The sequence below is a fragment of the Nocardia sp. NPDC019323 genome, assembly GCF_044389845.1.
GTDB classification, from domain to species: Bacteria; Actinomycetota; Actinomycetes; order Mycobacteriales; family Mycobacteriaceae; genus Nocardia; species Nocardia implantans.
Map to the genome: position 1 here is coordinate 128,545 of NZ_JBIRYN010000001.1, position 15,131 is coordinate 143,675.

14 protein-coding genes are annotated in these 15,131 nt (G+C 70.1%); 10 read left to right on the top strand and 4 right to left on the bottom strand.

What is annotated here, in order from left to right:
* The first annotated feature begins 39 nt into the window (after positions 1 to 39).
* From ACH49X_RS00555 to ACH49X_RS00570, 4 genes are all read left to right on the top strand, one after another.
* Entirely contained in the window at positions 40 to 492 is a 453-nt protein-coding gene (locus ACH49X_RS00555) for a MaoC family dehydratase (RefSeq protein WP_195079948.1), read from the top strand.
* A gap of 7 nt (positions 493 to 499) precedes the next feature.
* Positions 500 to 1,876 (top strand): amidohydrolase family protein, encoded by a 1,377-nt coding sequence (locus ACH49X_RS00560; RefSeq protein ID WP_357208871.1) that lies wholly within the window; start codon positions 500 to 502, stop codon positions 1,874 to 1,876.
* Between the two features lie 291 nt (positions 1,877 to 2,167).
* Positions 2,168 to 3,424, top strand: coding sequence for an amidohydrolase family protein (locus tag ACH49X_RS00565; protein WP_195079950.1), 1,257 nt, complete (start codon positions 2,168 to 2,170; stop codon positions 3,422 to 3,424).
* Between the two features lie 10 nt (positions 3,425 to 3,434).
* Complete coding sequence (locus ACH49X_RS00570) at positions 3,435 to 3,728, top strand: hypothetical protein (RefSeq protein WP_357208870.1); 294 nt, start codon at positions 3,435 to 3,437, stop codon at positions 3,726 to 3,728.
* 67 nt (positions 3,729 to 3,795) lie between these two features.
* On the opposite strand, the gene ACH49X_RS00575 is transcribed toward ACH49X_RS00570, so the two are convergent.
* The 4 genes from ACH49X_RS00575 to ACH49X_RS00590 form a co-directional block, all read right to left on the bottom strand.
* Entirely contained in the window at positions 3,796 to 4,953 is a 1,158-nt protein-coding gene (locus tag ACH49X_RS00575; protein WP_357208868.1) for a thiolase C-terminal domain-containing protein, read from the bottom strand.
* Positions 4,950 to 6,125: an OB-fold domain-containing protein gene (locus ACH49X_RS00580; protein WP_195079953.1), complete on the bottom strand. Its 1,176-nt coding sequence runs from the start codon at positions 6,123 to 6,125 to the stop codon at positions 4,950 to 4,952. Before ACH49X_RS00580 ends, ACH49X_RS00575 begins: the two co-directional genes overlap by 4 nt.
* 19 nt (positions 6,126 to 6,144) lie before the next feature.
* Positions 6,145 to 7,353, bottom strand: coding sequence for a CoA transferase (locus ACH49X_RS00585; protein ID WP_357105935.1), 1,209 nt, complete (start codon positions 7,351 to 7,353; stop codon positions 6,145 to 6,147).
* Between the two features lie 76 nt (positions 7,354 to 7,429).
* Positions 7,430 to 8,896 (bottom strand): aldehyde dehydrogenase family protein, encoded by a 1,467-nt coding sequence (locus ACH49X_RS00590; RefSeq protein ID WP_195079955.1) that lies wholly within the window; start codon positions 8,894 to 8,896, stop codon positions 7,430 to 7,432.
* Positions 8,897 to 9,194: 298 nt separating this feature from the next.
* On the opposite strand from ACH49X_RS00590, the gene ACH49X_RS00595 reads away from it, so the two are divergent.
* The 6 genes from ACH49X_RS00595 to ACH49X_RS00620 all read left to right on the top strand — a co-directional run bounded on the left by ACH49X_RS00595 (position 9,195) and on the right by ACH49X_RS00620 (position 15,131).
* Positions 9,195 to 9,902: an SDR family NAD(P)-dependent oxidoreductase gene (locus ACH49X_RS00595; protein WP_195079956.1), complete on the top strand. Its 708-nt coding sequence runs from the start codon at positions 9,195 to 9,197 to the stop codon at positions 9,900 to 9,902.
* A gap of 52 nt (positions 9,903 to 9,954) precedes the next feature.
* Entirely contained in the window at positions 9,955 to 10,815 is an 861-nt protein-coding gene (locus ACH49X_RS00600) for a mycofactocin-coupled SDR family oxidoreductase (protein WP_195079957.1), read from the top strand.
* Between the two features lie 14 nt (positions 10,816 to 10,829).
* Entirely contained in the window at positions 10,830 to 11,024 is a 195-nt protein-coding gene (locus ACH49X_RS00605) for a ferredoxin (protein ID WP_195079958.1), read from the top strand.
* A gap of 9 nt (positions 11,025 to 11,033) precedes the next feature.
* Entirely contained in the window at positions 11,034 to 12,392 is a 1,359-nt protein-coding gene (locus ACH49X_RS00610; RefSeq protein WP_195079959.1) for a cytochrome P450, read from the top strand.
* A gap of 69 nt (positions 12,393 to 12,461) precedes the next feature.
* The gene (locus tag ACH49X_RS00615; protein WP_357208865.1) at positions 12,462 to 14,150 is read left to right on the top strand and encodes a thiolase C-terminal domain-containing protein; all 1,689 of its coding nucleotides are present in this window, start codon (positions 12,462 to 12,464) and stop codon (positions 14,148 to 14,150) included.
* A 24-nt stretch (positions 14,151 to 14,174) separates the two neighbouring features.
* Complete coding sequence (locus tag ACH49X_RS00620) at positions 14,175 to 15,131, top strand: alpha/beta hydrolase (RefSeq protein WP_357208863.1); 957 nt, start codon at positions 14,175 to 14,177, stop codon at positions 15,129 to 15,131.

The window sequence follows — 15,131 nt, forward strand, 5'->3', positions numbered from 1 at the left end:
GGCTATCGTGCACACGTCGCCCGCAGGAAGGATTGCGCCATGACCGAGTTCCGTGATTTCGACGCCCTGCGCGCCGCGGTGGGCACGGTGCTCGGGCCCGGTGAGTGGCTCGAGATCGATCAGCGGCGCATCGACCTGTTCGCCGAGGCGACCGGCGATCACCAGTGGATCCACGTGGACGCCGAGCGCGCAGCGGACGGCCCGTACGGCGCCACCATCGCGCACGGGTTCCTCACCCTCGCCCTGCTCGCCCCGATCAGCCAGCAGCTGACCTCTGTGACCTCGGCCAGGATGGCGATCAACTACGGCTTGAACAAGGTTCGCTTCATCAGCCCGGTGCGGGTCGGCAGCCGGGTGCGCGGCACCGTCACGATCACCGCGGTCACCGATGTGCCCGGCGGGGTGCAGGTCGAGCGCACCGTGACGATCACCGCCGAAGGCGCGGACAAGCCGGCCTGCGTCGCCGAGCACGTGGTCCGGTACCTGGCCTGACGGGCATATGCTGATCCGCAACGCCGCGGTGGCAGGCAGCCCGCACACCGACGTGCGCTGGCGCGGCGGGCGGATCACCGAGTGCGGCACGGGATTGCGCCCGTTGCCCGGGGAGGACGATCTGGACGCGCGCGGCGGCTGGTTGCTACCCGGACTGCACGATCATCACATCCATCTGCGGTCACTCGCCGCGCAGGCCGCGTCCGTGCCGCTCGGGCCGCCCCACGTGCGGGACTTCGCCGCGTTCGCCGCGGCACTGCGCCGGGCGGATGCCGAACTGCCTGCCGGACAATGGCTTCGCGGCATCGGCTACCACGACAGCGTCGCCGGTCCGCTGGACCGCATGGCGCTCGATCGCCTGATCCGGGACCGGCCGGTGCGGGTCCAGCACCGGTCCGGCGCGCTGTGGATCCTGAATTCCCGCGCCTGCCAGGAGATCCTGTCGAACGACTGCATGGTGCCGGGGGTGGAGCGCGACCCGCACGGCGAGGCGAACGGACGCCTGTGGCGGCTGGACTCCTGGCTCGGCACACGGGTGCCGCCGGCTGCGGCCGACCCGGCGCCGATCAGCGCCCTGGCAGCGGCCGCGGGCGTCACCGGTTACACCGACGCCACCCCCGGGCTGGCGCAGAACGAGATCGAGGCCATGGCCCGAGCGGTGGCCGACGGGACGATCCGGCAGCGCGTGCACTGCATGGCCCCGCCCGGGGTGACCGATCCAGGGCAGCCACGATTTACTCTGGGTCCCACCAAAATTCTGCTCGACGACACCGTGCTCCCCGCGTTGCCCGAGTTCGTCGCCCGAATCCGGGCGACACACGCGGCGGACCGGCCCGTAGCGGTGCACTGCGTGACCCACGTCCAGCTGATCCTGACCACGGCCGCCCTCGACGAAGCGGGGATACTCGCAGGCGACCGGATCGAGCACGGCGCCATGGTGGCGGACGACCTCATGGAGTGGTTGCGCCGCAGCCGGGTTCCGGTGGTGACCCAACCCCATTTCCCGGTCGAGCGGGCCGAGCAGTACGCCCGCGAGGTGGCGGCCGAAGAGCACCGCGATCTGTGGCGGCTCGGCTCACTGCTGGCCGCCGGGGTCGATGTCGCGGCGGGAACCGACGCCCCGTTCGGCTCCGCCGACCCGTGGCGGGTGATCCGCGCGGCCGTCGAGCGCGAAAGCCTGCGGGAACGGATATCGCTGCCCGCCGCTGTCGCCCTGTTCACCGGGCGTGCCGACCGGCCGACCGTGCCACGCGCCATCGCCCCGGGTGAACCCGCCGATCTCACCCTGCTCCACGTATCGCCGCGCGACGTCACCGTTCCGGACCGGGAGCTGGTGGCGGCCACGGTGGTGGACGGCACACCGGTGCATGTGGCGATCGGCTGATTCTTCCGGTCCAACGGGACCGTAGGCCCCTCGCCGATTCCACGGATCCGCTGCTTCGACTGGGGTTTCGGCATGCCCCCGCAGCCGCAGCGAGCACCGCAGCGCCCGGCTGCGCCGAGGCGGTGAGACGGCCGACCACACCGCCCATCGCGGACGCGGCAGTATCGACCCCTGCCCCGCCCCGGTGTATCGTCTAATGCAGCGACGAGAGTGACATTCTCTTCTAAGAAGATTCATCGTCTCGATTGCTGGTAGGAACCCCGGCGCAGCGCAGGAACAGCGAGGAGCGACGTGAACATCGACGACATGATCCTGGTGAGCATCGACGACCATGTGGTCGAGCCGCTCGACATGTTCGACGGCCACGTTCCGAAGAAATGGGCCGATCTCGCCCCGAAGGTCGTCGTCGACGAGAACGGCGTCGATCGGTGGGTGTACCGGGACCGGCCCACCGGCGTCGCTGGTCTCAACGCCGTCGTCACCTGGCCCGCCGAGGAATGGGGCAGGGACCCGGCCGGATACGCCGAGATGCGGCCCGCCGTCTACGACGTGCACGACCGCGTCCGCGACATGGACGCCAACGGCGTGCTCGCCTCCATGTGCTTCCCGACGTTCACCGGCTTCAGCGCGGGCCACCTCAGCCGCGGCGGCCAGGACGAGATCACCGTCGCGATGATCTCGGCGTACAACGACTGGCACATCGAGGACTGGGCGGGCGCCTATCCGGGCCGGTTCATCCCGATCGGGATCCTGCCGATGTGGGATCCGGCGCTGGCGGTCGCCGAGATCGAGCGGCTGGCCGAAAAGGGCTGCCATTCGGTCACCATGCCGGAGTTGCCGCACATCGACGGCCTGCCCAGCTACCACGATCTCGATTACTGGGCGCCGGTGTTCCAGGCCCTCTCGGACCACGAGACGGTGATGAACCTGCACATCGGCCAAGGCTTCGGCGTGCTGCGCCTGGCACAGGACGCCCCCATCGACAACCTGATGGTGCTGGCGCCGAGCATCTCGCTGATCGCAGCCCAGGATCTGTTGTGGGGTCCGGCGTTGCGCACCTACCCGAAGCTGAAGGTCGCGCTGTCCGAAGGCGGCGTCGGCTGGATTCCGTTCTTCCTGGACCGCTCCGACCGGCACTACACCAACCAGCGCTGGCTGCGCCGCGACTTCGGCGGCAAGCTGCCCAGCGAGGTGTTCCGCGAGCACGTGCTCGCCTGCTACGTCACCGACAAGACCGCGCTGAAGTTCCGCCACGAGATCGGCATCGACAACATCGCGTGGGAGTGCGACTACCCGCACTCGGACTCGATCTGGCCCGACGCCCCCGAGTTCGTGCTGGGCGAGCTACAGGCCGCCGGCGCCGACGACACGGACATCCACAAGATCACCTGGCAGAACGCCACCCGCCACTTCGACTGGGATCCGTTCGCGCACATCCCGAAGGAACAGGCGACCGTAGGGGCGCTGCGCGCGAAAGCGACCGACGTCGATACTTCGACCAGGTCGCGCAAGGAGTACGCCGCCGCCTACGCCGCCCGCGCGAGCTGAGGCCCGCGTCGTGCGCCTGCTGGTCTTCTCCACGCCGCGAGAGGGAATGGACGCCGAATACAACGAGTGGTACACCGGGACGCACATCCCCGAGATGCTCGCCGTCCCCGGCGTGCTGTCGTGTACCCGCCACCGATTGGTCCGTGGCGGCGACGGTGAGGCGCGCTACCTCGCCGTCTACGACATCGACGACGCGCACACCGTGCTGAGAGAACTCGGTGAGCGAGCGGCCGACGGACGCATGGCGGTCACCGCGGCCGCCGATCCGGCCCGGACCAGGATCACCGTCTGGGAACAGATCTGAACGGCGACAGCCCCGGCGCCGACGGTTGCAGACCGTCAGGCGCCGGGGCTGTCCGCTGCGACGCGCCTCAGCGCGGCCCTTCCAGAATCGTCACCGCCGACACCGCGGTCGGCCCGCCGAGGTTGTGCGCCATACCGATTCGCGCACCGTCCACCTGGTTCACCGCGGTGCCGCGCAGCTGCTCGAACAGCTCCACGCACTGCGCGACGCCGGTGGCGCCGGGCGGATGCCCCTTCGTCTTCAGCCCGCCGCTCGGATTGACCGGCAGCACACCGCCGACGGCCGTTGCGCCCGCTTCCACCAGCTTGTGCGCCTCGAAGCGCTCGGCGAAACCGAGGTCCTCGTAACTGATCAGCTCGATGCCGGTGAAGAAGTCGTGCACCTCGGCGACGTCGACGTCGGCCGGGCCGAGACCGGCCATCGCGTACGCCGCGCGCGCCGCCCGCACCGTCGCCGGAAACGTCGTCATGTCCCGCTTGTGCTGGTGCATCACCGAGTCCAGGCCGAGACCGACGCCGCGAATCCACACCGGGCTGTCGGTGTATCGGCTCACCACGTCCTCGGCGGCGAGCACCAAGGCCGCGGCGCCGTCGCTCTGCGGGACGCAGTCGTACACACCGAACGGGTCGGCCACGATCGGCGCGGCCAGCGCCTGCTCCACGGTGATCTCGAAGCGCAGGCGCGCCTTGGGGTTGCGCGCGCCGTGCCGATGGTTCTTCACCGCGACCATCGCCAGGTGTTCCCGCGTCGCCGAGGACTCGTAGAGGTAGCGGTTGACATGCAACGCGAAACCGGCGGGGGCGAACAGGCCGAGCTGATAATCCCAGGCGTTGTCCCTGGTCAGCGACTCCCACTCGCGAAGAAGGTCCTTCTGCGCCGTCTCGCGCAGTTTGTCCGCGCCGATCACGAGCGCGACGTCGACGGCCCCGGAGGCGATGGCGAACAGCGCGTTGCGGACCGCGTCGTTGCCGGTGGCGCAGGAGTTGTCGATGTGGGTGACGGGCAGGTCCGGCAGATCCAGCGCGTCGGCCAGCACACCGGCCGGGAATCCGCCGGTGGCGCCGACCGCGCCGAACCACGCGGCTCGCAGGTCGGTCGTGCGCAGTCCTTTGTCGACCGAGGCCGCGCATTCGGCGAACGCCATGAGCAGCAGGTCTTGGATGCCGAGGGCGAAGTGCTCGGCGAAGGGCGTCATTCCCGCGCCGACGATGGCCACGTTCCTCATGCCGCCTCCGGTTCCGGTTCGAACGCGTATCCGTAGTCCGGCACGCCGGAGCGCACCGCCACCCGGCGCAGGACCATGCGCCCGCGGTCGCCGATGGACACCGTGCCCGGGTCGGCGCCGGTGACCTTGGCCAGCGCACGGACGCCGACGTCGTCGAGTTCCACGATCACCAGCGAGTACGGGCTCTTCAGGCCCGGCACGGGAATGCGGACGGTCGTCTCCGCGTAGACGCTGCCGGTCCTCGGCAGCGGCACCAAGGTGTAGCCGGTGCTGAGCGTGCCGTCCCGGCCCACCCGGTAGCGGGGCGGGAAGTCCAGCTCCGCGCCGTCGCCGTGCCTGCCCGCTTCCCAGCGGACCTTGGCCTCGAACGCGCGCTCGTAGGCCGCCAGTGAGATCGGCAGGTCCGCGCCGGGCAGCGAAACGACCTCGGGCACCGCCCGCGCGGGCGGTTCGGTACGCCGCACCCGAACCGCGCCGGGCACGACCATGATCCCGGACAGATTGGCCTGTTCCACGCCGACCAGCAGTCCCGCCGCCGCCCAGTCGGCCATCGCCGCGAGCGCGAACAGCCCGGCGCTCGCGCCCAGCGTCGGCAGCCGCGGCGGGCTGCCGAGGCACAGCGCCGCCGCCTGCTTGTGCTCGACGCCCGCCACCGCGACCGGGGTGTCCAGCCACGCCGCCGACAGCGAGGCGACCAGCCCCCGTTCGTGCAGCAAGCGGGGATCGCCGTAGTCGTGCACCGCGCCGAGAGCGTTGCGGGTGCGCACCGGCAGGCTGCGGGTGACCCGCGCCGCGGTGCGCACCTGCAGGCCGTCGCGGTCGGACACCCAGGCCGCCGCCGCGCCCGCCGGTTCCAGGTCGGCGCCGATGACCAGGGTGCGCGGGCGCGCCGAGCTCAGCGCGTCCAGCGCGGCAGGGGCGCCGCCGAGCCGTTCGATGACCTCCAACTCGGGGTCGAGTCCGAGACCGGCCAGCAACACCGCGGCATTGCTGCTCTCCACCAGCGGCAGATCACGGCTGACCAGCACCACGCGTTCCACCGGTTCGCCGGCGACGGCGCAGCGGCCCGCCTCCACCGCCAAGGTGACGGCGTCTTCGTCGTCGCCGGGAACCCGGCTGCGCTGGCTACCCCAGCAGGGCAGATACGTGCCCAGCGATGCGATGTAGGGCATCGGTCCCTCTCTTCGGCGGCTAAGCGACCGCGCCCGCGGTCTTCAGCGCGATGATGCGATCCCAATCCAGGCCGAGTTCGAGCAGGATCTCCTCGGTCTGGGCGGCGAATCCGGGACCAGGCCGCAGTTCCGGTGCACCGACGTCGAACTGAACCGGACTGGAGACCAGCTCCAATTCGCCTGCGGGAAGCAGGTATTCGTTCGACCTGATCTGCGCGTCCTGGGTCACCTGCCAGGAGTCCTGCACCGGAGCCCACGGCCCGGCCAGGGTGGCGAAGCGCTCGCTCCATTCGGCCAAGGTGCGTCCCTTGATCACCTCGCGCAGGATCCGCACCGCCTCGGCGGTGTGCGCGGCGATCTGCGCGGCGTCGGCGAAGCGCGGGTCCTCGGCCAGTTCCGGGCGGTCGATGTGGCGGCAGACGTCGGCCCAGAATTTGGCCGGCTGCAGCATCACGAACGACAGATAGCGGTCGTCGGCGGTCGCGTAGAGCCCCGAAAGCGGATTGGTCGGCGCGCCGTGGGCGCCGGGCACCGGCGCCACCAGCGGTCTGGCCTGGCTGGCCGACAGCGCGACGGTGTGGCCCATAGCCCACAATCCGCTACCCAGCAGTGAGACGTCGACCACCGAAGTCTCCCCCGTCCGTTCGCGTTTCAGCAGCGCGGCGGCGATGCCTCCGGCGAGATTGGTCCCGGAGATGGTGTCGCCGAACGCCGGGCCGGGCGGCTGGATCATGCCCTCGGTGCCGGGCGGGGTGATGGTGGCCGCGATGCCGCCGCGGCACCAGAACGCCGTCATGTCGTAACCGCCCCGATCGGATTCGACGCCGCGCGGTCCCAGCGCGCTGCCGCGGGCGTAGACGATGTCCGGGTTCACCGCGCGGATGTCGTCCACATCGATGCCGAACTTCGTCCGCGCCTGCGGCAGGAAACTGGTCAGGAACACGTCCGCGCGGCGGGCCAGGTCGTAGATCACCTCGCGGCCCTCGGCCACGGACATGTCGACGCCGATGCTGCGCTTGCCCCGATTGGCGTGTTCCACATTGGGATTCGGGTCGCCTTCGACCTCGAACACCCCCACCTGCCGCAGCCCGCGCTGCGGATCGCCGGTGACGGCGTGCTCGACCTTGACGACGTCGGCGCCCCAATCGGCGAGCACGGCGCCGGCCGAAGGCACGAATCCGTACATCGCGACCTCGAGCACCCGGATGCCCTCCAGCGGCTTGCTCACGGCCGCACCTCCCGCTCGCTCGACGTCCTCCGGCCCGATCGCGCGGCCCGTCCTCGGTCGGCTGGTCCGCACTCGATCACGCGACCACCTCCGCCAGGGTCTTGCGCTCCAGGAACTCCTCCAGGCCGACGCGGCCCATCTCTCGGCCGATGCCCGACTGCTTGTAGCCGCCGAATGGCGCGTCGGGGTGGAAGTAGTTGCCGCCGTTGATGCTCAGCGTGCCGGTGCGCACGCGCCGCGCCACCGCTTTCGCCCGCTCCGAGTCGGCGCTGAACACCGCACCGGACAGGCCGTAGATGGAGTTGTTCGCGATGCGCACGGCGTCGTCCTCGTCGGTGTAGGGAATGAGCGCCAGCACCGGCCCGAACACCTCCTCCTGCGCGATCTCGCTGTCCGGGTCGACGTTCGCCAGCAGGGTGGGCTTGTAGAAGTAACCCGGCCCCACCTTCTCGCCGCCGGTGACGAGCGTGGCGCCCGCCTCGACCGCCCGCCGCACCAAACCGTGCACCTTGTCGCGCTGGCGCTCGCTGATCAGCGGCCCCATATAGGTTTGCGGGTCGCCCGGATCGCCCCACTTGACGTGGGCGAAATTCCCCGCGATCAGTTCGGCCACCTTGTCGTGGTCCTGTCGCGGCACGAGCACGCGGGTGGTCAGCGCGCAGCCCTGCCCGGCGTGGGTGACCACGCTGAACGCCGCGAACACGGCGGCTTTGGTGTAGTCGGCGTCATCGAGCAGGATCATCGCCGACTTGCCGCCCAGCTCCAGGAAGACCCGCTTCAGCGTGCCGCTGGCGGCGGCCATGATCTGGCGGCCCACCGGCGTGGACCCGGTGAAGGTGACCACGTCGACGTCCGGGTGGGTGCTCATCCGCTTGCCCACCTCGACATCGGAGGAGGCCAGCACGTTCACGACCCCCGGAGGGATGTCGGTGTGCCGGGCGACGATCTCTCCCAGCGCCAAAGTGGCCAGCGGGGTGTCCGGAGCGCCCTTGAGCACCACGGTGCACCCGGCGGCGAGCGAGGGCGCCAGCTTGGCCAGCGCCAACTGGTGCGGGTAGTTGTAGGCGGCGATGGCGGCCACCACACCCGCGGCCTCCAACTCCACCCAGCGCCGGTGCCGCTGACCGCGGATCTCGACCACGCCGAGGTCTTCGCTCCACGCGTAGTCCGCCAGCAGTCCGGCGTAGTAGCGCACGATGTCGAACGGCGCCTCGAGCTGGTTGCCATGGGTGAGCGTGCGTGTGGCGCCGACCTCGGCGATGGTCAGCTCGCGCAGCTCCTCCACGTTGGCACGCAGCGCCTGGTAGAGCTGGTTCAGACAGTGCGCCCGGAACTGGTGGTTCGTCGCCCAGTCGGTGGTGTCGAAGGCCCGCCGCGCCGCCGCGACCGCCGTATCCACCTCGGCCACACCGGCTTCGGGCGCGTAGCCGTACACCGCACCGGTGGCGGGATCGAGCGATACGAGCGTGCGCCCGGTCTCGACCAGCTGCCCGTCGATCAGCAGCCGCCGCGCCACCGCTCTCGCTTGTTCCTGCGTTGACATCCTGTCTCCTCGCCGGATATGGAAATACGATTCTCTATAACGGAGAATTTAACACTCGCATTGACGGAGCGCGGCGACAATCGCCAACCCGGCACGGCGCCGGGCATCATCGCGGGCGCCACCGACCCGGTCCGACGACACCCCAGCGCGACTCTTGCGCATCCCATGGTTGCGAGAGTACGGTTCTCACATTCGGAAGGGAGATTCTTGTGGTTCACACAACAGGCATCCCGGGCGCGATGGAGCCGTCCGAGTACCGGTCGCAGGCCGCCCCGGATTCCGGAGAGGGGTCGCGCGCGTGAAGACGGCAGTGGTCACCGGAGGTGCGTCCGGAATCGGGCTGGGGATCGCACGGCGGTTGCGCAGCGATGGGTTCCATGTCGCGTCCCTGGATCTCAACCCACCCGCCGACGACGACTTCGCCTACCGGGCCGACGTCACCGAACCGGAGCAGATCACCGAGGCGCTCACCGCCGTCCGCGCCAAGCTCGGCCCGGTCACCGTGCTGGTGAACGCCGCGGGGGTCGACGGATTCAAGCGTTTCCAGAACATCTCCTTCGCCGAGTGGCAGCGGGTGATCGACGTCAACCTCAACGGTGTCTTCCACTGTGTCCAGGCGGTGCTGCCGGACATGCTGGCGGCGGGCTGGGGGCGCATCGTCAACATCTCCTCCTCGAGCACGCATTCGGGCCAGCCGTTCATGACGCACTACGTCTCGGCCAAGTCGGCGGTCAACGGCCTGACCAAAGCGCTGGCGCTGGAACTGGGCCCGTCGGGCATCACCGTGAACGCGGTGCCCCCCGGGTTCATCGACACCCCGATGCTGCGCAAGAACGAGGAGGCACGCCGGCTCGGCGGCAGCGTCGAGGACCACATCCAGCGGACGCCGGTCCGCCGGGTCGGCACACCCGAGGACATCGCCGCCGCCTGCGCGTTCCTCATCTCCGAGGAAGCCGGATACATCACCGGCCAGATCATCGGCGTCAACGGCGGACGCAACACCTGAGACCCGCTGTGCCGCTGAGCAGTACGACAGAGCAAGAGTGAAAGGAAGGCCCGTGGGACGCGTAGAGGGCAAGGTCGCCTTCGTCACCGGAGCCGCTCGTGGCCAAGGCCGCAGCCATGCGGTACGGCTGGCGGAAGAAGGTTCCGACATCATCGCGGTGGACATCTGCCACGACATCGACACGATCGGCTATCCGCTGTCGCGCCGGGAAGACCTGGACGAAACCGCGCGACTGGTCGAGAAGACCGGTCGCCGCATCGTCGCCGAACAGGCCGACGTGCGTGAGGCCGGACAGGTGCGCGCCGCACTCGACCGCGGCCTCGCGGAATTCGGGCGGCTGGACATCGTCATCGCCCAGGCCGGGATCGCGGGCATGAAGGGCACGCCGCAGTGGCAGGCCTGGTCGGATGTCATCGACACCAATCTCGTCGGCGTCATCAACACCATCCAGGCCGCGCTGCCGCATCTGCGCGCGGGCGCCTCGATCATCGCCACCGGCTCGGTGGCCGCTCTGATGGACGTCTCCAAGGTGGACCAGCCCGGCAAGGACCCCGGCGGCATCGCCTACGTGGTCGCCAAACGCGGCCTCGCGCAGTATGTGCACGCGCTCGCCCTGCACATCGCGCCGCAGAACATCCGCGCCAACGTCATCCACCCCACCAACTGCAACACGCCGATGCTGCAGAGCGAACCGATGTACCGATCCTTCCGCCCGGACCTGGAACATCCCACCCGCGCGGACGCCGAGCCCGCCTTCCATGTGCAGCAGGCCATGCCGATCCCCTACGTCGAGCCGCAGGACATCAGCGACGCGGTGCTGTTCCTGGCCTCCGACGAGGCGCGCTACATCACCGGAACGCAGTTGCGCGTCGACGCGGGCGGCTACCTGAAGTGGTACGACTACCACGTCTGAGAGGAAGAGACACCGTGAAGGTCCGAGTCGATCAGCAGCGCTGCCAAGGGCACACGCTGTGCGCGATGATCGCCCCGCAATCGTTCGAACTCAGCGAGATCGACGGCCATTCCTCCCCGGTCGGCGAATCCGTTCCCGCCGACCAGCAGGATCAGGTCCGCGAGGCCGTGCACTCCTGCCCGGAACGCGCGATCTCGATCGCCGAGTGAGGCCGCCGCATGACCGTGGACAACGGCGCCGACGCCGAGCGCAAGCAACCGCGATTCCATTTCGACCGCTACGCACCGGAGTACCGGGAGAACTTCCAAGCGATCACCGCGACGATGCAGAGCGAGTGCCCGCTCGCTTGGACCGACACCTACGACGGTCACTGGGTGGCCGCGGGCAACAAGGAGGTGTTCGAACTCGCGCGCTGCCCGCACCTGTCGAATGATCACGATCCACAGGGAGTCCGCAAGGGGTACCGCGGCATCTCCATTCCCCCGGCTCCGCGCGCCCGCGGCATCCGTGGCGGCATCCTGGAGATGGACGAGCCCGAGCACCGGGAACTGCGTTCGGCGCTCAACCCGTACCTGTCCCCCGCCGCCGTCGAACGCTGGATTCCGTTCGTGGACGAGGTGGTGCGCGCGGCCATCGACGAGAAGATCGACAGCGGCCGCATCGACTTCGTCGACGACCTGGCGAACGTCGTGCCGGCCGTGCTGACGCTCGGCATGCTCGGTATCCCGTTGCGCAAGTGGACCATCTACAACGAACCGGTGCACGCCGCGGTGTACACGCCGCCGGACTCGCCGGACTACCCGCGCGTCGCGGAGATGCACCGCACCATGGGCCTGGACCTGCTGACCAATCTCGCCGAGATCAGGGACAACCCCCGCCCCGGGCTCATCCACGCGGTCGCTGCGGCGCGGGTCAGCGGGGAGCCGCTGCCGGACCTGGAGATCCTGGGCATGCTCAGCCTGCTCATCGGCGGCGGGTTCGACACCACCACCGCGCTCACCGCCCATGCGCTCGAATGGCTGTCCCAGCATCCCGACGAGCGCGAAACCCTGAGCCGGGAACGGGATCTGCTGCTCGACTCGGCCACCGAGGAGTTCCTGCGCTACTACACCCCCGCTCCGGGCGACGCGCGCACCATCGCGCAGGACTGCGAGGTGGCGGGGGCCTCCTTCAAAGAGGGCGACCGGGTCTGGCTGTCGTGGGCGATGGCCAACCGGGACCCGGCGGTGTTCGAGGATCCGGAAACGCTGATCCTGGACCGGAAAGGCAACCGGCACTACAGCTTCGGGCTAGGCATCCACCGCTGCATCGGCTCCAACGTCGCCCGCACGGTGTTCAAGCGAATGCTGATGGCGGTGCTGGACCGGATGCCGGACTTCCGGTGCATCCCGGAGGAGACCGCGCACTACGACACGATCGCGGTCATCCAGGGCATGCGCCACCTGCCCGCCGAGTTCACCCCCGGTCCCCGGCTCGGCGCGGGTCTCGACGAGACCTTGGCGAAGCTGCAGCGGGTCTGCGACGATCAGCGGCTCGCCGAGCCGGTGACCGTGCGCAGAGGCGCGGCGCAGATCTGAGAACACCTCAGCCGCGTGTGGCCGCCGCAGGCCGCACGCGGCTACCGGCTGCGACGACAAGGAGGCGCTGTGGCAGACGCGAAGCAGACCCCGGCGACGACGGCCGAGCCGTCGGGACGGCCGCTGCCGCTGCTGGGCCTGGACACCGAGTTCTTCTGGACCTCCGGCGCCGACGGCAAGCTGCGCGTCCAGCAGTGCCGGTCCTGCGCGGCGCTCATCCACCCGCCGCAGCCGGTGTGCAGGTACTGCCGCGGCCACGACCTGGGGATTCGGGAGGTCTCCGGCGCGGCCATCTTGGCGAGCTTCACGGTGAACCATCGCTTCGCCGTGCCCGGCCTGCCGCCGCCGTACGTGGTGGCGCAGGTGGCGCTGGTGGAAGATCCGCGGGTCCGCTTGACCACCAACATCATCGAGGCCGATCCGGGCGATCTGGTGCTCGGCATGCGGGTGGAGGTGACCTTCCAGCAGGATGCCGACGTCTGGCTGCCGCTGTTCCGGCCCGCCGCCGAGCAACCCCGTCCCGCCCCGCTGCCGGTGGACGACATCGAGCCGCACCGGTTCGCCGAGCACGTGCGGCCGATGCTGCGGCAGGACAAGTTCGAGGACAAGGTTGCGCTCACCGGGATCGGGATGTCCCGGATCGGGCGCAGGCTCATGGTGCCACCGCTGGAGCTGACGATCGAGGCGTGCGAGCGCGCGGTCGCCGACGCGGGCCTGACTCTCGACGACATCGACGGTCTTTCCTCCTACCCGGGCGGCGGCAATCTCGGCGGCTTCGGCGAAGGCGGGGTGACCGCGCTGGAAGCGGCGCTGGGCTTGCGCCCCAGCTGGCACAACGGCGGTATCGAGACCTTCGGGCCGGGCGGTTCGGTGGTCGCGGCGATGACCGCGGTGGCCGCCGGACTGGCCCGGCACGTGCTGTGCTTCCGCACCGTGTGGGAGTCGACCTTCAACGAACTGGTGAAGGCGGGCCGCATCCCGCCGTCCGGCGGCCGCACCACGAGCTGGATGACGCCGTTCGGCGCGATCTCCGCCGCCCACACCCTGGCGCAGAACGCTCAGCGGCACTTCCATCGTTACGGCACCACGCGCGAGACGCTGGGCTGGATCGCGCTCAACCAGCGCGCCAACGCCGAACTCGAGCCGACCGCGGTCTACCGCGACCCGATGACCATGGACGACTACCTGTCGGCCCGGCCGATCACCACCCCGTTCGGGCTCTACGACTGCGACGTGCCCTGCGACGGCGCGGTGGCGGTGATCGTCTCGGCGATCGAGGCCGCCCGCGATCTGACCGTCCCGCCGGTGCTGGTGGAGGCGGTCGGCACGCAGATCGTCGAACGCGTCGAGTGGGACCAGAGCACGCTCACCCACGAACCGCAGGTGCTCGGCCCGGCCGCGCACCTGTGGACGCGCACCACCCTGCGGCCGCGGGACGTGGACGTCGCCGAGCTGTACGACGGGTTCACCTTCAACTGTCTGTCCTGGATCGAGGCGCTCGGTTTCTGCGGCATCGGCGAGGCCAAGGACTTCCTCGACGGCGGCAAGAGCATCGCCCGCGACGGCACGATCCCGGTCAACACGCACGGCGGCCAGCTCTCTCACGGCCGCACGCACGGCATGGGCCTGTTGCGCGAGGCCGTGGTGCAGCTGCGCGGCGCGGGCGGGGATCGGCAGGTCACCGGCGCACGGGTCGCGGTCGTCTCCAGCGGCGGGCTCACCCCCGGCGGGGCGATGCTGCTGCGCTCCGATTCCTGACGGCGCGACATCGACGGGCATGCGATGACACTCACCGAATCCGATCTCACCCCGCTGGCGGACGCGGCGCCGCCACGGGTGGTGGCCGATGTCGACGGCATCTCGGTGTCGGGACTGCTGGCCGAGGCGCCCGCGCCCCGCGCGGTGCTCGTCGCCCTGCACGGCGGCGCCACCACTTCCGCGTACTTCGATTGCCCAGGGCATCCTGAGCTCTCGCTGCTCCGGATCGCGCAGCGCCTGGGTTACACCGTCCTGGCGCTGGACCGGCCAGGCTATGGCGCTTCCGGGCCGTTCGGCGACCAGCTCACGGCGCCGCGGCGGCGCGTCGATCTCATGTACGGCGCGGTCGAGGCCCACCTCGCGGGCCGTCCGCGCGGCGCGGGCGTCTTCCTGCTGGCGCACTCGGCGGGATGTGAACTCGCGATGCGCATGGCCGGTGACGAACGCGGCGGTGAACTGCTCGGCGTGGAGCTGGCCGGCACCGGCCGGATTCACCATCCCGAAGCGCAGGAAGTGCTGTGGGGTCCGCGTCCGGAGGGCACCCGGCCCGCTCTCGGCGGACTGCTGTGGCGACCGTCGCGGTTGTATCCACCCGAACTCGTGGGTGGTGCGGCGATCGCGGTACCGGGTCCGCGGGTGGAGGCCGCCGTCGTCACCGACTGGGCCGGCGAGGAATTCCCGCGCATGGCCGCTCGCGTGCGGATTCCGGTGCGGTTCACCGCGGGCGATCACGAATCGGTGTGGCGCAACGACATCGAGGAGCTGACGGCCATCGGCGCGCTGTTCCGGTCGGCGCCGCGGGTGGTGCTGAACCTGCAACCCAACACCGGGCACAACGTCAGCCTGGGCTACACCGCGGCGGCGTACCACCTGCAGGTCCTCGCCTTCGCAGAAGAGTGCGTCGTCGCGGCCGCCACCGGTGAGTTCAGCGGTCCGGCAATCCAAGTGGACGGCGGCGCGCACGCGCGGCCAGGAAGGTGA